The following is an 18,440-nucleotide window of genomic DNA, read 5'->3' on the forward strand; positions in this document are numbered from 1 at the left end:
ACACGTACCGGACCTCAACAAGTACCCGACTACGACACATGAGCTGTCTGCGTCAGGAGCCGATCCTGGCGACCAGCACACAGGCCTCGTCCGCGCGCTCGTACGCGGCGAACTCCTCGAAGACCGTCCGCACGCAGTCCTGTGCGGTGGCGGCCTCGGCGAGTCGTGGCGCGAGATCGAGGAGCCTGTTCGCCGCCGCGGCGCCGCTGTGGTGGGGGACCAGGCCGTCGGTGTGCAGCAGCAGCAGATCGCCGGCGCGGAGCGACTCCTCGGCCTGCCCGTAGGTGGCACCCGTGGTCGCTCCGAGCAGCACGCCCTCCGGCGGCGTCAGCGCGCGCCCCACCCCGTCGCGGAACAGCAGCGGGGCGGGGTGTCCCGCCTGCGCCCAGGTCAGCGCGCGCGACCGGGGGTCGTAGCGACAGCAGAGCGCGCTGCCCAGGGACGGCTGCACGGAGGTGTCGGCGAGCTGGTTGAGCCAGCCCATCAGCTCACCGGGACGGGTCCCCGTGACGGCCATGCCGCGCAGGGCGCCGAGGAGCATCGCCATGCCGGAGGTCACGGCCACGCCGTGTCCGGTCAGGCCGCCCACGCTCAGCAGGGTCTGTCCGTCGGGCAGTTCGAGGGCGTCGTACCAGTCGCCGCCGGCGAGCTCGCCCGTGGACGACGGCAGATGGCGGGCCGCGAGATCGAGGTCGTGCGGAGCCCCCTGGGAGAACCGCAGGGAGCCACGCCACGGCGGCAGCACGGCCTCTTGGAGCTCGGCCGCGAGCCGGTGTTCCGTCTGCTCGACGTGCCGCCGGCGCTGGAGCGAGTCATGGGTCTCGCGTACGGTCCGCTGGGTGCGGCGCAGCTCGCTGACGTCGCGCAGGACCGCCCACATCGAGGCGGTGGAGCCGTCGGCGTCGAGCATGGGCTCGCCCATCATGTGTACCGTGCGGGCGGTGCCGTCGGGGCGCACGATGCGGAACTCGCCGTCGATCGGCTTCCCCTCGATGAGGCAGTCCGTCACCATCCTGGTGAGCATGGCCTGGTCATCGGTGTGCACGACGGACGGCAGTTCGTCGAGGGTCAGCGGCGGTGCGCCGGGGCTGCGGCCGAGGATCTGGAACAGCTCCCCGGACCAGCTCGCCTCGTCGGTCAGGAGATTCCATTCCGCACTGCCCACGCGACTGAGCAGGGAACCGCTGTGCGGCTCGGCCGGCGCGGATCCGAGTGCCTCCGGGATCAGGGACTCCGCGGTCGGCCGCGGCGGACCGTCGCGCAGCTGCGCCAAGTGCTTGTCGAGGTCGCTGAGTTGGTGCACGGCCAGCTCGTAGAGGGCGCGCTGCCAGCGTCGCTCGGGGTCCCCGTCGTCCGAGACGGCCTCGCGGCGCACGGCGTCGACGTCACCGAGCAGCCGACGCGTCTGCGTGATCAGCGCGTCGACCGAATCGTGCTCGGGCGGCTGGGCGGCGGGGCGGTCCGCGAAGACATGGGGAGGCATGACGTACTCCGATACAGGCGCGGCACGACCAAGACTGACGGAAGGACCGGTAATGACTGTCGCACAGCCTGACAGGCCCCGTAAGAGGTTTGGCAACACCCGACGCGGTGATGCTTCTGGCATATACCTGAGTCCTCCCGGGCGTGCGGTTCAGACGCGGAGCCACACCGCCGTGTCCTGTGGGAGCCGCCCCTCGTCGTCCAAGGGACCACTGGCCAGCAGGAGACGGGCACGGGGCGGGAGCGGAGCGGCCGGATCGGCGAAGTTGACGACGCAGACCAGGCCGTCGCCCCGGGCAAGAGCCAGCACACCAGAGGGACTTGGGAGCCAGCGCATCGGCCCGTCCCCGAAGCCCGGCTCCGTACGGCGCAGGCGCAGCGCCTCGCGGTAGAGCGAGAGCATTGAATCCGGGTCGGCGCCCTGCCGCTCGGCGGCGTACGTCCCCCAGCCCGCCGGCTGCGGCAGCCAGGGCTCCCCGGCTGACCCGAAGCCGTACGAGGGTCCGTCCTGCGTCCAGGGCAGGGGCACCCGGCAGCCGTCGCGGCCCGGGTCGGTACCGCCGGAGCGGAAATGCATCGGGTCCTCGATGCGGCCGGGCGGGACCTCCGCCTCGGGCAGGCCCAGCTCCTCCCCCTGGTAGAGGTAGACGGCGCCCGGCAGGGCCAGCGACAGCAGCGCCGCCGCGCGCGCCCTGCGGGTGCCGAGCGCCAGGTCCGTGGGCGTGCCGTAGCGCTTCGAAGCGAACGCGAACGTCGTGTCCGTCCGGCCGTAGCGGGTCACCGTCCGCGTCACGTCGTGGTTGCACAGGACCCAGGTCGCGGGAGCCCCCACCGGAGCGTGGTGGGCCAGCGTCATGTCGATGGACTCACGCAGTTCCGACGCGTCCCACGGGCGGGACAGGAAGTCGAAGTTGAAGGCCGTGTGCAGCTCGTCGGGGCGCAGATAGCGGGAGAAGCGCTCGGGGTCGGGGACCCACAGCTCACCGATCAGCACGCCGTCGTACTCGTCGGCGACGGCCCGCCAGGAGCGGTAGACCGCGTGCAGTTCGTCGCGGTCCACATAGCCGCTCGTGTCGTCCGCCGCGGCATCGGCGAGCGTCGGGTCCTTGGCGAGCAGCGCCGCCGAGTCGACGCGTACGCCCGACGCGCCCCGCTGGAACCAGAACCGCAGCACCTCCTCGTGCTCGTGACGCACCGCGGGGTGCGCCCAGTTGAGATCGGGCTGCTCGGGGGTGAACAGATGCAGGTACCACTCGCCGTCGGGGACGCGGGTCCACGTCTCGCCGGAGAACTGGGACGGCCAGTTGTTGGGCGGCAGTTCGCCGTGCGCGCCCCGGCCGGGCCGGAAGTGGAACAGCTCGCGCTCGGGGCTGCCGGGGCCCGCAGCGAGCGCCGCCGTGAACCAGGCGTGCCGGTCGGAGACGTGGTTGGGCACGACGTCCACGATGACGCGGATGCCGAGGTCCCGCGCCTCCTCGATGAGCTTCTCCGCCTCGGCGAGCGTGCCGAACGACGGGTCGATCGACCGGTAGTCGGCCACGTCGTAGCCGCCGTCCGCCATCGGGGAGCGGTACCAGGGAGTGAACCAGATCGCGTCGATCCCCAGGCGGGCCAGGTGGCCCAGCCGGGCTCTGACCCCCGCGAGATCGCCCGTCCCGTCTCCGTCGCCGTCGGCGAAGCTGCGTACGTACACCTGGTAGATGGCGGCGGAACGCCACCAGTCGCCGGTGTCTGGGGTATGGGGGGCTGCCACGTAGAGGTCCTTTCGGGCAGGAGGGCGTGCCGGGGCGCGCCGTCACGGAGGCGGCGTACGGGGAGGGGCGGCGGGCGTCAGCCCTTGAGGCCGCCCGCGGTGAGACCGCTCATGATGTTGCGCTGGAACAACAGGAAGAGGATCAGGGTCGGTAGCGAAGCGATGGTGAGGGCGGCGATCAGCCAGTTCTCGGGAACGCCGCTGGCCAGCGAGTAGATGCCGACGTTCAGGGTCTGCTTGCCGGGGTCGGGCAGCGTCAGCATCGGCCAGAGGAAGTCCTTCCACACGCCGACGACCGCGAAGATGGAGACGACGCCCAGGATGGGCCGCGAGATGGGCAGCACCACGGACCGCAGGGTCCGCAGCGCGGACGCCCCGTCGATGGACGCCGCGTCCAGCAGCTCCTGCGGGATCGAGTCGAAGAACCGCTTGAGCAGGAAGATGTTGAAGGCGTTGGTGACGGACGGCAGCCAGATCACCCAGGGGCTGTTGAGCAGATTGCGCTCGAATATCGGCACGTCGAGGACCGTCAGGTACTGCGGCACGACCAGGACCGTGGCCGGGATCATCAGCGTCGCCAGCATCATGCCGAGGATGGCCTTGCCGAACAGGGGACGCAGCTTGGACAGCGAGTAGGCCGCGGCGACGTCGAGGACGAGCTGGAAGGCGAGAGCGCCGAACGCGTAGTACAGCGTGTTGCCGAGCAGCTTCGCCAGATCCATCACCCGCCACGCGTCCCCGTAGTTGCCCGGGTGCACGCTGGTGGGTACGAGCGTCGGCGGGCTCTTGACGAATTCCTGCGTGGTCTTGAGGCCGCCGCTGACCATCCAGTACATCGGCCCCAGGAAGACCAGCGTGAAGAGAACCATCGCCAGGGCGAAGACGACCCAGTAGATGACCTTGCCGCGCCGCCTGCCGAGCTGGGCCGGCGAGATCAGGGTCCGGGGGCGCATCGTGTCGGTAGCCATGTGAACTCCCGTGCCGGTCAGTCTTCTTGGGTGCGGCTGAGGCGTACGTACACTGCCGAGAACCCGGCGAGCAGGACGAGCAGAACGAGGCCGAGCGCCGCCGCGCCGCCGTAGTTGTTGAAGTTGAAGGCGTACTGGTAGATGAGGTAGACGACGGTCATGGTCGAGCCCTCGGGGCCCGCGCCGTTGGTGAGCAGGAACGGCTCGGTGAAGACCTGCATCGTGGCGATGATCTGCATGAGGAACATCAGCGAGAGGATCAGCCTCGTCTGAGGGATCGTCACATGCCAGATCTTGCGCCACAGTCCGGCGCCGTCCAGCTCCGCCGCCTCGTACAGTTCGCCGGGGATGCCCTGGAGCGCGGCGAGATAGATCAGGGTCGCGCCGCCCATGTTCATCCAGGTCGCCGCGATGACCACGGAGATCATCGCCGTACTCGTGGACTGCAGCCACTGCTGGTCAGGTATCCCGAAGATGCCGAGGATCCGGTTGAACAGGCCGTAGCCGGGGTCGTAGAAGTATTTGAACAGCAGGACCGAGGCGACCGGCGGAAGCATCACCGGCAAGTAGACGAGCATCCTCAAGTAGCCCTGGCCGTGCCGGAATTCGTTGAGCAGGACCGCCACGAGGAACGGCACCGCGAACCCCAGCACGAGCGCGAGCCCTGTGAACAGGAGGGTGTTGCGCCAGGCCTGCCAGAAGGCCGGGTCGTTGAAGACGTAGGAGAGGTTGGACCAGCCGGCCCAGGTGGTCCGGCCGTCCTTGTTCTTCTGGAAGGCGAGGAGGAACTCCCTGACCATCGGATACCAGGAGAAGAAGGAGAAGCAGAGCACCGCGCCGATCAGGAAGCCGTGGGCGGAGAGATTGCGCTTCACCAATGGCGCCAACGCGCCGTGTTGTGCCGGGAGTTGATGCGCCGCAGGGGCGGTCGCCAGGGGGCTCGTGGGCAGCGTGGGGGCCGACATGGTCGCTCCTCGGGGTGCAGGTGCCGGTGGGCTACTGGTTGGCCAGCACCTGGTTGACCTGCTGCTCCGCGGTGGCGAGCAGCTTGTCGATGTCGGCGTTGCGGTTGGTGAGGACGCCCGACATCACGTTGTCGAGGACCTTGTAGACCTCCTGCGCCTTCGGCGGCTCCGCCTTGCCGGGCACAGTGTTGGCCAGGAACGGCTTGAAGTTCTCGACGGGCATCGTCGCGTTCTGCGTGCGGGACGCGAGGTCCTTGGCCTTGGTGTCACCGGTGAAGAAGTTCGGCTGCGGCAGGCCCACGGGCAGCTTGTCCGCCTTGGTGCGGTCCCACTGGAACTGGCCCTTGCCCGGGGTGAGGTTCTTGAAGTTCAGCCAGGCGATGGCCGCCTTGACCTTGTCGGGCGACGAGCCTTTCTTGATCATGTAGTCGTTGCCGCCGAAGAGCGTGGTCTTGCCTCCGGGGATCGGTCCCATCCCGAAGTTCTCGTAGTCGGCGCCCAGTTGCTGGACCATGTACGTGATGTCGTCGGGCGCGGCGAGGAACATGCCGAGCTTGTCGGAGGCGATCTGCTTCTGGAGGTCACCCCACTTCAGCAGCTGCGTCTTGCCCATGCTGTCGTCCTTCCAGCGCATGTCGTGCAGCTGCTGGGCGACCTGCTTGCCGGTGGCGTCGTTGAACGCGGCCTTCTTGCCGTCCGCGGAGACGACGTCGGCGCCGAGGCCGTACATCGCGGCGGTGAAGTGCCAGCCGCCGGTGTTCTCCGCGCTGTACTCGCCGTAGCCCGAGATGCCGTTTCCGAGGCCGGCGATCTTCTTGGCGGCGGTGCGGACCTCTTCCCAGTTCGTCGGCGGCTTGTCCGGGTCGAGCCCGGCCCGCTCGAAGAGCTTGCGGTTGATCAGCAGGCCCATCGTGTAGTTGCTGGTGGGCAGGCCGTAGAGCTTGCCGTCCTTCTTCAGGACTCCGAGGACGTTCGCGTCGATGGAGTTCAGGGCCGGCACGGTCTTGGGGGTCACGTAGGCGGTGATGTCCTCGGCGCCGTTGTTGTCGAGCACCTGCTGGACATCGGTGAAGTACGTGTAGAAGACGTCGGGTTGGGACTTCGCCTTGAGCTGGGCGGTGAAGCGGGCGGGCTCCTCGCACTGGCCCGGCGTCGACTTCCCGCTGATCGTGACGTTCGGGTACTTCTTGTTGAACTCCTTGACGTCCTGCTTCCACTCCTTGAGCTCGGCCGCCTTCGCCGCCGGCGGCATGCAGTCGATGGTGAGCGTGACCTTGGTCTTCGGATCCAGGGGAGCCGATACGTCGGCCTTCGAGCCGCCGCCCGACCCGCTGTTGTCGTCACTGCTGCTGGTGCCGCAGGCGGCGAGGGAGGTCAGGGTGAGCACGGCGGCGACCGTGGCCGCGGAGGTGCGGCGGGTAGGGCGGAACCAGGAGCTTCTCATCGGTGGTCCCCTTCGGGCATGAGCATGGAGGGCCCACGGCTGACGACAACCGCAGGAAGGCCTACGGCTACCGCGTAGCCGGGGCGCGGCATACTCAACCACCGCGAACAGGTGCCCGCAAGATGTCGTGCAGACTCCGCAAAAAATTGACTATGCCACGGTTGTGCGGGGCGGCGCCTGCGCCGTGGAGCCGCGCACCACCAGCTCGGGCTCGAACAGCAGCTCACCGGGTGTCACCGAGCCGCCCTGGATCTGCGTGACGAGCAGCTCGACCGCGGCCCGGCCCATCGCCTCGATCGGCTGGCGCATCGTGGTCAGGGGCGGCTCCGTGCAATTCATGAAGGCGGAGTCGTCGTACCCGACCACCGAGATGTCGTCCGGCACGCGCAGGCCCTCGCGTCGAGCGGCCCGCACCGCGCCGAGAGCCAGCGGGTCGCTCGCGCAGATGATGCCCGTGACGCCGCGACGCATGAGGCGCGCCGCCGCCGCCTGGCCGCCCTCCAGGGAGAACATGGCCCGCTCGACCGCGTCTTCGGGCAGCGTCCCGCCGGCCGCCCGCGCCACGCTCCGCGCGGCGGCGAGTTTGCGCATCGACGGCATGTGGTCGTCCGGGCCGAGCACGAGCCCGATACGTTCATGGCCCAGCGAGGACAGATGCCGCCAGGCCTGCTCGACGGCGACGGCATCGTCGCACGCGACGCAGGGGAATCCGAGGTCCTCGATCGCGGCGTTCACGAGGACCACCGGGACCTTGCGTTCCGAGAGCAGCCGGTAGTGCTCGTGCCGGGCGTCCGCCTGGGCGAACAGGCCGCCCGCGAAGACCACCCCGGACACCTGCTGCTGGAGCAGCAGTTCCACGTAGTCCGCCTCGGAGACGCCGCCATTGGTCTGGGTGCACAGGACGGGGGTGAGGCCCTGCTGGGCGAGCGCGCCGCCGATCACGTCCGCGAACGCGGGAAAGATCGGGTTCTGCAGCTCCGGCAGGACGAGCCCGACCAGGCGCGCGCGCTCGCCGCGCAGCTGGGTCGGCCGCTCGTAGCCCAGGACGTCCAGGGCCGTGAGCACGGCCTGCCGGGTGGCCTCCGAGACGCCGGGCTTGTTGTTGAGCACCCGGCTGACCGTCGCCTCGCTGACGCCGACCTTTTGTGCCACCTGAGCAAGTCTCCGTGTCATGGAACGCAAGATTAGCGCAAGGCTTGCAGTCTGCTTGCGTAAGTTCGGTGAACGGATGCCCAGGGCGCGGTGCGCGGGTTCTGAGAGGTGCTGACAGGCGCCCTGGGCCCGGGGTCCATCCGTCCAGAGGATGTTCGGACGGCTGTGGGTCCTGACGTCAGCGGACGTCGCCCGTGGCCGGATCGACCACCTTCTCCACGAGGAGTTCCAGGACGCGGCGGTCCTCGTCGGCCGTGGCGCGCGCGGTCGGGTCGCCCGGGTAGGTGTCGAACAGCACGTGCGTGGTGCCGAGTTCGGCCAGCGCGTGCAGGTCGGCGCGGATCTGGTCGACGCTGCCGTGGCCGAGCGGGCGGTCCTCGGTGTCGGGCCGTGCCCCGAGCGCGATCTGCAGCCGCGGCACGAGCTCCGGCACGGGCCGCCCGGCCTTCTCGGCCTCGGCCGCCACGACCGGCAGCTTCGCGCGCAGGCCCTCAAGGGTCGGCATGAAGGGATGCCACCCCTCGCCGAGTCGCGCGGCCCTGCGCAGTGCGGCGGGGGAGTCGCCGCCGACCCAGACCGGCAGCTGAGCGGCGGCCGGCGCGGGGGCCGTCCGGATCCCCTCGTACGAGACGTAGCGCCCCTCGAAGCCGCACGGGTCCTGCGCCCAGGCGGCGCGGATCGCGGCCAGGTACTCGTCGGTGATGGCGCCGCGCTCCTCGAACGGGACGCCCAGCGCGCGGTACTCGGCGGCCGACCAGCCCACGCCCGCGCCGAGGATGAACCCGGCGTCGTTGAGCTGGTCGATGTTGGCCGCGAGCCGCGCCGTCTGAAGCGGATGCCGGTACGGGATGACGGTGATGGTGGTGCCGAGCTGAAGCCCCGGGACCCGCCCCGCCAGATGCGCGGCCAGGACGAACTGGTCGTAGAACGGGGCGGGATACACCTCGTGCACGTCAGGGGTGACGGCTATGTGGTCGGAGATCATCGCGAACGTGAACCCCAGCGCGCGGGCGTCCGTCGCCTGGCGCTCGAGGGTTCGCGGGGTCGTGCCGGGGCCGAAGTTGAGAAGGTTCACGCCGAATCGCATGATCCGCAGTCTTGATGATCATGGGTGGGCTTGTCGAACCGGGGTTGCCGAAGCGGGCTTGTCGAACCGGGGGTGGGCTCGGGGTGAGCGAGAAGGACGTTTCGGTGGGGCGTCCGGTGCGGCGCGGCGACGGCGCGCGTCGGGGCGCGGGCTCGGCTCGCTGGCCGCTGTCGTGATCCTCGCGGCGGCGTTCTGGCTGCGCTCGGCCCGGCATCCGGTACCCATCGTCGAACTGCCGCTCCTGCGCATTCCCGCCTTCGCGTTCGCCACGCTCGCCGCACTCCTGTTCACGGTCGCGTTCGCCGCGATGCTGCTCACCTCCGTCCTGTGGTGCCAGCAGGTGTGGGGCTACTCCGCGATCCGGACCGGACTGGCCATCGCGCCGGGCCCGCTGGTCGTCCCCGTGCTCGCCGTCGCGTCCGGGCCCGTCGTGCGACGCCTGGGTGCCGGCCGCACGGCCGCGACCGGCTGCCTCCTCTTCGCGGGCGGTCTCGTGTGGTGGGCCCTCGCGCTGGGCGCGGCGCCGCACTACGCGGCCGCGTTCCTGCCCGGCATGCTCGTCACCGGCGTCGGCGTCGGGTTCGCCCTGCCGACCCTCGTGGGTGCGGCTGCCACGGCGCTGCCACCGGGCCGGTTCGCCACCGGATCAGCGGTCACGACCATGGCCCGGCAGACGGGCTCTGTCCTCGGAGTGGCCGTGATGGTCGGTCTCATCGGCGAGCCCCGTACGGCGGAAGGCGCCCTCACGGCGTTCCGTCACGGCTGGCTGACCGCCGCGGCCGTCGGGGTGTTCGCGGTGGCGGCGGCCCTGGCCCTGGCCCGTACGGCGCCCGCCGCGGCACCGGGGAAGGCGCCTGCCTGACCTTGTCCGCACCTTGTCCGCCGGGTCACCTTGGGCCTCTAGTCTGGATCATGCCGGGCTCGCGGGGGCTGGTCCCTGATCCGGCCTGATCCAAACGAAAGAGCCTAGAGTGCGCCGGGTAGTCACAGCGCCGGCGGAGGGACGTACATGTCGCGGTATCGCGAGTTCAAGTTCAGGGCCGTGACGTCGTTCCAGCGACGCATCGGGAATCCGTTCCTCTCTCGGCTCCCCGGCCAGATCCTGCTGGAGACCACCGGCCGCACGTCCGGGCTGCCCCGGCGGACCCCGGTCGGCGGCCGCCTGGTCGGGAGCGAGTTCTGGTGGGTGTCCGAGTACGGCGACAAGTCGCAGTACGTGCGCAACATCCAGGCCGACCCCAGGATCCGCGTACGGATCAAGGGGCGCTGGCACACCGGTACGGCGCACCTCCTCCCGGACGACGACGCCCGCGCGCGACTGAAGCGCCTGCCGCGGTACAACAGCGCCGCCGTGCGCGCCCTTGGCACGAACCTGCTGACGCTGCGGGCCGACCTCACCGACTGAGGCGCGCCGTGCGCGCACGGGCGCCCATGCAGCGCGGCGAGGGCGGCGGCCCTCGGTGCGGATGCGTGAACTGGTTCGTGCGAGCAGGAAGTTGACGACCTCGGGGCGGCGGAATCCGGTTGGACGGATTCGGTGACAATCGGTTACCGGTCGCGTGCGACTGGCTACACTTGCGCGGCGCGACACGTCGGGCAGTACGTCCGGCCGCACCCCGGAAGGTCCCTGCATGGCTGCCCGTTCCCAACCGGTCTCTCCTCTCCCCGAGCGGGTCGGCACGCTGCGTGTCAGTGCCCGGCACCTGGCGAACGCCGCCGTCGCGCCGGTGGAGAGAAGCCCCGCGGGAGCCGGTGGCGACATGTACGGCGCCCTCGAATCCCCCTACGGCACACGCCTGTTGATGGGTGATGTCATGGGCAAGGGTCGCGCCCTCGCCCGCACCGCGGACAGCGTCTTACGCGCCTGGCGCGATCTCGCCTCCTGTGAGGCGCGGTTGGAGGCAATCGCCGTACGGCTGCACTCGCTGATCGCGCGCTCGGACGAACCCGACCGCTTCGTCACGGCCACTCTGCTCAGCGTCGAACCCGACGGATCCGCCCAATTGGTCTGCTGCGGACACCCGCCGCCCGTCCTGCTGCGCGACGGCGCCGCCGTCCACGCGGCGGTCCCCGCGCCCGCGCCGCCGCTCGGCCTGCTCGACCTGCACTCCGGCTGGTGCGCCGCCCAGCCGGTGCCGGCCACCGCCTGGGAATCCATGCTGCTCTACACGGACGGAGTGAGCGAGGCCAGGGACGCGCGCGGAGCGTTCTACCCGCTGGCGGAGCGGGCCGCCGCCTTGGAGAACACGGCCCTCGACGATTTCACCGACGCCCTCGTCGCCGACCTCCTCCGCCATGCGGAGGGCCGGCTCCAGGACGACGCCTCGCTCCTTGCGGTGCGGGTCGCGGCCTAGGGCCTTTCGTTTGGGTCACGCCGGGCTCGCGGGGTCTGGCACCGCACCTCGCGGCGTTGTCGTCACTCGCCGACGCTCCGTGTTGGGGCGGGAGGAGTCACACCTTCAGGATCCCCGCGCCGTCGGACTCGGCCAGGACCTCGTCCGCCAGAGCCCGCGTCGGCTGCCACAGGGTCGTCACCGGCTCCCAGACGCGCAGCCCGCCCGGCGCGGCGAGCGCGGCGGCGGTGAATTTCCGGCCGTGGTGTTCCGGGTTCGTCGACACCATGACGTAGCCGACCGACCGGGCGTCCTTGTCACCGCTCGCGGACAGGGATCGCACGACGGCGTGGGCCGTCTTGCCCGCATCCAGCTTGTACGCGGCGCTGCCGGAGAGCGGGAACGGAACGGCCGCCCCGTCCAGATCGCCGTACGTGACCAGCGGGACGCGGTCCACGAGGCAGGCCTGCGAGGAGTGGTTCTTGACGCTCAGCCGCAGGACGTGGTCCTGGCCCGACGCAGTCGCCCGCAGCGTCAGCGCGTTCTCCGCGCAGGGCTTGAGGGCGGCGGCCGGTGCGGCGGCCGGGTTCTTGGGGCGGGCGTCGGCCGGCGCGGCGGAGGCGGACACGCCGGTGGCGGACACCAGCAGCGCGGTGGCGGAGGCGGCAAGGACGGTGCGAGTGAGCATCAGTCTGGTCTCCCGGCAAACGTGGCTTTCGCAATTCACCCGAAACAATGCCTAAGGAGCGTATCTCGGATGAATGACTCTGCCCACGTCACCGCCCGGATCCCTGCCATAACCGCAGATCCGTAAGCCAGGAAGGGGCGTAGGCCCGTAGGTGCAGTGCACGCAAAGATTGCAGTGTGTGCAAGAATCTTCCGCGTGATGACATCAGGCACCGCGACGTCGGCGGTCCGCGAGCAGGCGCCGGCCGAGGGGCTGCGCGCCCGGCGACGGCGCCAGACCCGGGCCGAACTGCACGCCGCCACGGTCCGCCTGGCCCGTGAGCACGGCCTCGAACACGTCACGGTCGAGATGATCAGCAAGGAGGCCGGCGTCTCCCCGCGGACCTTCTTCAACTACTTCCGCACCAAGGAGACAGCGCTCTTCGCCTGGCCCGGCGGTCTGACGGAGGCCGAGGCGGAGCAGTTCGTCTCCGCGCCCGGCCGGGACCCGGACTCCGTGCTGCGGGACCTCGGCGACGTGTTCGCCGCGCACGTGGACGAGATGGCGCCCGGCGCCGGAGCGTTCGAGGACGTCTTCGCCATCGTCGAGAAGGTGCCCTCGGCGCTCGGCGCGTTCCTCGCCGAGTGCGACGCGCTCGAACGGGACCTCGCCGGCGCCATCGCCCGCCGCACCGGAGCCGCCCCCGACGGGCAGACCGTCGCCCTGCTCGCGGGGATCGCCATGACCGCCGTACGCAACGGCCTCATGCGATGGGCCCGCGACAAGCAGCACCCCGACGGTCCCGCGGCCTCGGTGCGCGACTCCTTCACCGCCCTGCGCGGCCTCCTCTCACCGGCGCACTCCCCACACGCCACCACCGAACCGGAGGCCTGAGGCGCGGCTCCCGAAGCGCGACCCGGCAGCCGCCCCCACGGCGCCGGTGCGAGCGCTCCCCGCGCAGGCCCCCACGAGACCCCCCACCCCAGCCCCGAGCATTCCCCGAGCACTCCCCGGACTCCTCGGGCGGCGACCGCTCGCGCGCCGCGCATCCCATCCCTTCACGTACGGAGACCTGAGCATGACCCACGCCCCCGCACCGGCGGGCACCGATCCCGCCCCTGAGGACGGCATAGCCAAGCCGCACAACTTCGGGCTGATCTTCGGCGCGCTGATGCTGACGATGCTGCTCGGCGCGCTCGACCAGACCATCGTCAGCACCGCCCTGCCGACCATCGTCGGCGAGCTCAACGGCATCGAGCACATGGCGTGGATCACCACCGCGTACATCCTCGCCGCCACCATCGGCATGCCGGTCTACGGCAAGCTCGGCGACCTCATGGGCCGCAAGAACATCTTCCTCGCGGGCATCGCGCTCTTCCTGGTCGGCTCCGTGGTCTGCGGGCTCGCCCAGAACATGGGCACGCTCGTCGCCGGCCGCGCCCTCCAGGGCCTGGGCGGCGGCGGCCTCATGATCACCTCGCAGGCGATCATCGCCGACCTCGTACCGCCCCGGGAACGCGCCAAGTACATGGCCCCCATGGGCGCCGTGTTCGGTCTCTCCTCGGTCGTCGGGCCGCTGCTCGGCGGCTGGTTCACCGACGAGCACTCGTGGCGCTGGGCGTTCTGGGTCAACCTGCCGCTCGGCATCCTCGCCTTCTTCGTCGCGGCCGTCGCGATCAAGCTGCCGCGCAAGGCCGTCAAGGTCACCCTCGACTACCTCGGCACCGCCCTCATGGCCGCGGCCGTCACCTGCACCGTGCTGTTCGCCAGCTGGGGCGGCACGCAGTACGAGTGGTCCGACCCGCTGGTCGTCGGGCTCGGCATCGGCGCGGTCGTCGCCTGGGTGCTGTTCTTCGTCGCCGAGAAGCGGGCCGCCGAGCCGGTCATCCCGCTGCACCTCTTCCGCAGCCCGATCTTCAACGTCGCCACGCTGCTCGGCATGATCGTGATCGGCCTCGGCATGTTCGCGATCGTCGGCTACATGCCCACGTATCTCCAGATGGTCTACGGCAAGACCGCCACCGAGTCGGGGCTGCTGCTGATCCCGATGGTCGTCGGCATCATGGCCACGGCCCTGCCGTCCGGCGCCATCATGAGCAAGACCGGCCGCTACAAGATCTATCCGATCGTCGGCACGGTCATCATCATGCTCGTCGCCTTCCTGATGTCCCGCCTCGACGTGAGCGACCCGGTCTGGCTGGTCTGCCTGTACGTCGGTCTCGCGGGTGCGGGTGTCGGCCTGATGATGCAGACCCTCGTACTCGCCGTGCAGAACGACTTCCCGGGCGCGGAGGTCGGTACCGCCACCTCCGCGAACAACTTCTTCCGGGAGATCGGCGCGACCCTGGGCACCGCCGTCGTCGGCGCGGTCTTCGCCAGTCGCCTCACCGACCAGCTCGCCTCGCGCCTGCCCGCGGACGCCGCGTCGAAGGTCGGCGACAGCGACTCGCTGACGCCCGCCCTCGTACGGGTCCTGCCGGGCGACCTGCGCGCCACCGTCGTCTCCTCGTACCAGGAGGCACTCGTGCCGATTTTCCTGTACCTGGTGCCCGTTTTCGCGGTCGGCCTCGTTCTCGCCTTCGTCCTGAAGGAGAAGCCGCTCGCCGACAACGAGGACTGGCACGCCGAGAACGAGACGTCGCGGCCGGGCGGCGAGGAGAAGGAGCTGGAGCCTGCCGCCGCCGGCTGAGCCGGCGTGAGTGTGTGGCCCTGGACGCGCCCGTCGGAGATCTCTTCGGCGGGCGCGTTCCGCGTTCCGTATTCCGCGTTGTCGGGCTTCGGTCGTGCGGTCGTTTCGGTGGGCTCAACTCGTGGGCCGGTGCGGGCAGTTCAGTCTGCGATCCATTCGCCCTCGCGCATCAGCTCCCTGCCCGCCAGCTCGTTCGCCTCGCGCCAGGCCTGGACCCGCTGCGGCGTGACCCGGAAGTAGAGGTACTCCGACGTCTGCCGGCGCGGGTCGAACCCGGTCTTCTCCGCGAACGCGTTACCGACGTCGTCCGGGAGTCCGGCGGCCGTCAGCGTCTGTACCGTGCCCTCGATCATGACGACGTCCCGCGTCGGGCCGACGCCGAGCCGGGCCCGCCCCGTGGTCCGCAGATTGCGTCCGGTCGGGCTGGCCGCAGGGGTGGCGAGCAGCAGCGTCGAACCGTCCCACCGGAACGACAGCGGTACGAGATACGGCGTCGCATCCTCCCTGTCGGCCGTGGCCACCCAGACGTCTTCGTCCCGTTCGAGCCGGTCGAGGGTGTCCTGCTTGCGCTGCTTCGTGGTCCGGGCGGGTGGCATCGGTGTCTCCCTGTCACATCGTGCGGGTTCCCTGGTCACTGTTATGACACGGGCCGGCCCTGGAATGTGACCGATGGGCGAGAACCGTGTTCCGTTCTTCGCACTTCGTTCTTCGTTCTTCTCGTCTTGGTCATCGTCGTCGTCATCCGCTCATGAATGGCGACATTCGTTGTCCGGATTTCGGGTCATGCTCGAAGCCCAGGGCGTGGCACGGCGGCCCCGTCCAGCAGCAGCAAGGAGACGGCTTCATGACGCAGGAACCCGGGACCGGAAGTCCCCGGCTGGACGGCAAGGTCGCCCTCGTGGCGGGTGCGACCCGCGGCGCGGGACGGGGCATCGCCGTGGAACTCGGCGCGGCCGGCGCCACGGTGTACGTGACCGGGCGCACCACCCGCGACCGGCGCTCCGAGTACGACCGGCCGGAGACCATCGAGGACACGGCCGACCTGGTGACCGCGGCCGGCGGGCGCGGTATCGCCGTGCCCACCGACCACCTGGAGCCCGCCCAGGTCAAGGCCCTCGTCGACCGCATCGCCGCCGAACAGGGCCGGCTGGATGTTCTGGTCAACGACATCTGGGGCGGCGAGAACCTCTTCGCCTGGGACACCCCCGTCTGGGAGCACGACCTCGACGACGGACTTCGGCTCCTCCGCCTCGCCGTCGAGACGCACGCCATCACCAGCCACCACGCACTGCCGCTCATGCTGCGCAACCCCGGCGGTCTCGTGGTCGAGGTGACCGACGGCACGGCCGAGTACAACCGCGACAACTACCGCGTCTCGTTCTTCTACGACCTCGCCAAGAGCTCCGTCCTGCGGATGGGCTTCGCCCTCGGGCAGGAGCTGGGCCCGCGCGGCGCGACAGCCCTCGCCCTCACCCCGGGCTGGCTCCGCTCGGAGATCATGCTCGGCCACTACGGCGTCACCGAGGACAACTGGCGTGACGCCCTGGAGCGGCAGCCGCACTTCGGCATCTCCGAGACCCCGTTCTACGTCGGCCGGGCCGTCGCCGCGCTCGCCGCCGACCCCGAAGTGGCCCGCTGGAACGGTCGGTCGACCTCCAGCGGAGCACTTGCCCAGGTGTACGGGTTCACCGACGTCGACGGGAGCCGGCCCGACGCCTGGCGCTATCTCGTCGAGGTACAGGATCCTGGCAAGCCGGCCGACACGAGCTCTTACCGCTGACGCCTTGTGGTGTAGTGCGGCGTGGTGCGGGGGCGTGCGCGGTGCGGGCGGCGGCTTTCAGATCTGTGCTGGTTCCGGATCCGCTCTGTGCTGGTTCTAGATCTGCGCCGGCCACACCTGCGTACCGCCGCCCCGCCACTCGACCAGCTCGGGGTCGTCCAGCCGCGCGTCCTCCAGGCCCGCGCGCCGCAGGAATTCGAGCACGTCCTCCTGCCCGGTGGCCAGCCCGGCGTCCTCGCCGCGGATCGTCACACGGCGGCCGCCGGGCTGGGTGGCATGCACGACGACGGGGGGAAATCCTTCGGGTTCGTCCATAGTCCTCAGCTTCCGTGACGTGAAACGGCTCCGCACCCGGACGGGGCGCCGGCGCTGGACGCGTGGCGTTTGCGTTCACCGCGGCCGGCTGCGGGGGGTGGCTCTTCCTCGTTCTCTTTCTCGTTCTCTTTCTCGTTCCGCCAACAATGGCGGAACCCGTGCGCGTGCGGCAGCCACTTCCTGATTCAACCCAAATCGCCCTGTATGAGCACCAGTCGAGCCCCTGCTACCGGTCACCCGTGCCACAGAAGGGCCAGTTACGGTGCTGTAGTGGTGATCACTCAGCAGGACAACGGGGAACAGACAGTGACCGGGGCCGCGCTGCTCCTTGCGGCCGCCCCGGCGAACAAGAGCTGCCTCATCGACGCGACTTCCGTACTGCCCGCTCTCGCGGCCGTACCACCCAGTGCCCTGACCGGCACCGCCGCCGCGACCGTCGTCGAACTCGCCGACCCCGTCGACCCCCAGACCGTCCTCACCCGCATCCGTACGGCGGCCGCCGCGGCCGGGCCTCTCGCCCTGTACGTGACCGGGCAGCTCCATCTGGATCACCGCCAGCGCCTGCTGCATCTCGCCCTGGCCCGTACGACTCCGTCGACCCTGCGCTACACCGCTCTGCCCTGGCACTGGCTCACCGGCGAACTCGCGCTGCGGCGGCCCGAGACCACCACGGTGGTCCTCGATCTGGTGGCCGATGGCGAGGCTTGGGAGCAGGTGCGGGGCGGGGGTTTCGGTGTGGGGCCTGGGGTTCGCTTGTTCGGGCGGGTATCGCCGCCTCCTCCGCGCCGTTCTCTTGCGGTGCCTGGTTATCTCAAGACCTACGCGTCGATATGGCGCAACGGGCACCGTCCGTCGCTTGCGCATCTTCATGCTCAGGCGGCTGGGGAGGCCGGTCCCGGCGATGCGGTGTTCCTCGTGGCCGATGGTGGGCCGGGGCATGTGCCGACGGCTGCCAGGCCGGCTGTGCCGCCGGTCGCTCCGGAGGCGGCTGATCCAGTCGTCGGGCCTCGCCCTGATGCCGATCCGCACCCCGCGATCCTTGCGGCAGCGCAGTCCGGGCGGCACGGTGAGGCAGCGGCCATCGCCGCCATGGGGGAGAGCACCGCTCTGCGTACTCACGGTGTGGGGTCGCCCGAGGCGCTCCACTGGCTCGAGGTGCGTGCGGATCTTGCCCGGCTCGCGCAGGATCCAGGCCGCAGTTGCGAACTGTGGACGGCTGCCGCCGAGGCCCGGCTCGCGCGCGGGCAGGCATCGGGCGAGGAGGACGTCGAGGCTGCGGCGGACCGCGCTCATCATCAGTGGGAGCAGCTTGCCGATCCGGCGCAGGCCCGTGCGCTCGCGGCGTCTCTTACGCGATTGCGGCGTGCGGTTCCCGGTCGGCGGCCCGGCGCGCTCGATGCGATCGGCCGGCGTCTCTCGGCGCTGGAGAATGTGCTGGTCACGCCCTGACGGTGGGGTGGTGGGGTGGTGGTGGGCTCGGGTGTGTTGTCGGGTGCCGGATCGTGGGCGGTGCTCGGGTGCGTTTTTGGGTGCGGGGCCGTGGGGGCATGTACGTGCTCACTGTTCTACGGGTTCCCGCTGCCCAGCCGAATTGCCTGTACGTGGTGCTGGTGGCTCCGCGCGCGCATGCCCCCACGGCCCCTCCTGTCTCGTACGCGGCCGACGGTCCGGTGGGGCCCAGCCGGTGGGCCGTGTTTCGTGCCTGGGGCGGCGCTTTTGTGACCGTGGCGTAGTTCATAGGGCGGACTTGGGGGCTGGGGAATTCCCTTGGGTGGTCCGTCGTTAAATTAGGCGTGGACGCGGAT

17 protein-coding genes are annotated in these 18,440 nt (G+C 70.3%); 7 read left to right on the forward strand and 10 right to left on the reverse strand.

Annotated elements, in window-relative coordinates:
- Positions 1-52: 52 nt before the first annotated feature.
- The 7 genes from AC07EJ_RS21450 to AC07EJ_RS21480 form a co-directional block, all read right to left on the reverse strand.
- A complete protein-coding gene (locus tag AC07EJ_RS21450) occupies positions 53-1,483 on the reverse strand; it encodes a PP2C family protein-serine/threonine phosphatase (RefSeq protein ID WP_389482446.1) in 1,431 nt (476 codons plus the stop codon).
- Between the two features lie 150 nt (positions 1,484-1,633).
- The gene (locus tag AC07EJ_RS21455) at positions 1,634-3,235 is read right to left on the reverse strand and encodes a glycoside hydrolase family 13 protein (protein ID WP_389482444.1); all 1,602 of its coding nucleotides are present in this window, start codon (positions 3,233-3,235) and stop codon (positions 1,634-1,636) included.
- 77 nt (positions 3,236-3,312) lie between these two features.
- Complete coding sequence (locus AC07EJ_RS21460) at positions 3,313-4,188, reverse strand: carbohydrate ABC transporter permease (RefSeq protein ID WP_389482617.1); 876 nt, start codon at positions 4,186-4,188, stop codon at positions 3,313-3,315.
- A gap of 32 nt (positions 4,189-4,220) precedes the next feature.
- Positions 4,221-5,168, reverse strand: coding sequence for a carbohydrate ABC transporter permease (locus tag AC07EJ_RS21465; RefSeq protein WP_478884725.1), 948 nt, complete (start codon positions 5,166-5,168; stop codon positions 4,221-4,223).
- Between the two features lie 31 nt (positions 5,169-5,199).
- Positions 5,200-6,612: an extracellular solute-binding protein gene (locus tag AC07EJ_RS21470; RefSeq protein WP_478884726.1), complete on the reverse strand. Its 1,413-nt coding sequence runs from the start codon at positions 6,610-6,612 to the stop codon at positions 5,200-5,202.
- Between the two features lie 150 nt (positions 6,613-6,762).
- Complete coding sequence (locus tag AC07EJ_RS21475; protein WP_393581796.1) at positions 6,763-7,785, reverse strand: LacI family DNA-binding transcriptional regulator; 1,023 nt, start codon at positions 7,783-7,785, stop codon at positions 6,763-6,765.
- 157 nt (positions 7,786-7,942) lie between these two features.
- Entirely contained in the window at positions 7,943-8,851 is a 909-nt protein-coding gene (locus tag AC07EJ_RS21480; RefSeq protein WP_478884727.1) for a TIGR03619 family F420-dependent LLM class oxidoreductase, read from the reverse strand.
- A gap of 172 nt (positions 8,852-9,023) precedes the next feature.
- Between AC07EJ_RS21480 and AC07EJ_RS21485 the strand changes: the two genes are divergently transcribed.
- The 3 genes from AC07EJ_RS21485 (at position 9,024) to AC07EJ_RS21495 (ending at position 11,205) form a co-directional block, all read left to right on the forward strand.
- A complete protein-coding gene (locus AC07EJ_RS21485) occupies positions 9,024-9,713 on the forward strand; it encodes an MFS transporter (RefSeq protein WP_478884728.1) in 690 nt (229 codons plus the stop codon).
- Positions 9,714-9,860: 147 nt separating this feature from the next.
- The gene (locus AC07EJ_RS21490) at positions 9,861-10,256 is read left to right on the forward strand and encodes a nitroreductase/quinone reductase family protein (protein WP_389482432.1); all 396 of its coding nucleotides are present in this window, start codon (positions 9,861-9,863) and stop codon (positions 10,254-10,256) included.
- A gap of 226 nt (positions 10,257-10,482) precedes the next feature.
- Entirely contained in the window at positions 10,483-11,205 is a 723-nt protein-coding gene (locus AC07EJ_RS21495) for a PP2C family protein-serine/threonine phosphatase (protein WP_389482430.1), read from the forward strand.
- Positions 11,206-11,302: 97 nt separating this feature from the next.
- On the opposite strand, the gene AC07EJ_RS21500 is transcribed toward AC07EJ_RS21495, so the two are convergent.
- A complete protein-coding gene (locus AC07EJ_RS21500; protein WP_478884729.1) occupies positions 11,303-11,872 on the reverse strand; it encodes a DUF4232 domain-containing protein in 570 nt (189 codons plus the stop codon).
- A gap of 198 nt (positions 11,873-12,070) precedes the next feature.
- Here AC07EJ_RS21500 and AC07EJ_RS21505 point away from each other — a divergent pair, with 198 nt between their 5' ends.
- Positions 12,071-12,745, forward strand: coding sequence for a TetR/AcrR family transcriptional regulator (locus tag AC07EJ_RS21505; RefSeq protein ID WP_393581800.1), 675 nt, complete (start codon positions 12,071-12,073; stop codon positions 12,743-12,745).
- 184 nt (positions 12,746-12,929) lie between these two features.
- Positions 12,930-14,540 (forward strand): MDR family MFS transporter, encoded by a 1,611-nt coding sequence (locus AC07EJ_RS21510; protein WP_478884730.1) that lies wholly within the window; start codon positions 12,930-12,932, stop codon positions 14,538-14,540.
- Positions 14,541-14,680: 140 nt separating this feature from the next.
- On the opposite strand, the gene AC07EJ_RS21515 is transcribed toward AC07EJ_RS21510, so the two are convergent.
- Positions 14,681-15,136, reverse strand: coding sequence for a pyridoxamine 5'-phosphate oxidase family protein (locus tag AC07EJ_RS21515; protein WP_389482421.1), 456 nt, complete (start codon positions 15,134-15,136; stop codon positions 14,681-14,683).
- A 248-nt stretch (positions 15,137-15,384) separates the two neighbouring features.
- On the opposite strand from AC07EJ_RS21515, the gene AC07EJ_RS21520 reads away from it, so the two are divergent.
- Positions 15,385-16,320, forward strand: a complete 936-nt coding sequence (locus tag AC07EJ_RS21520) for an SDR family oxidoreductase (RefSeq protein WP_389482419.1) — start codon at positions 15,385-15,387, stop codon at positions 16,318-16,320.
- A gap of 96 nt (positions 16,321-16,416) precedes the next feature.
- Here AC07EJ_RS21520 and AC07EJ_RS21525 read toward each other — a convergent pair whose 3' ends face one another.
- Complete coding sequence (locus tag AC07EJ_RS21525; RefSeq protein WP_100594626.1) at positions 16,417-16,635, reverse strand: hypothetical protein; 219 nt, start codon at positions 16,633-16,635, stop codon at positions 16,417-16,419.
- A gap of 306 nt (positions 16,636-16,941) precedes the next feature.
- Here AC07EJ_RS21525 and AC07EJ_RS21530 point away from each other — a divergent pair, with 306 nt between their 5' ends.
- On the forward strand, positions 16,942-18,084 hold the full coding sequence (locus AC07EJ_RS21530; protein WP_478884731.1) for a hypothetical protein: 1,143 nt from the start codon (positions 16,942-16,944) through the stop codon (positions 18,082-18,084).
- Positions 18,085-18,440: the final 356 nt, after the last annotated feature.

The organism is Streptomyces sp. NPDC045026 (assembly GCF_056432625.1).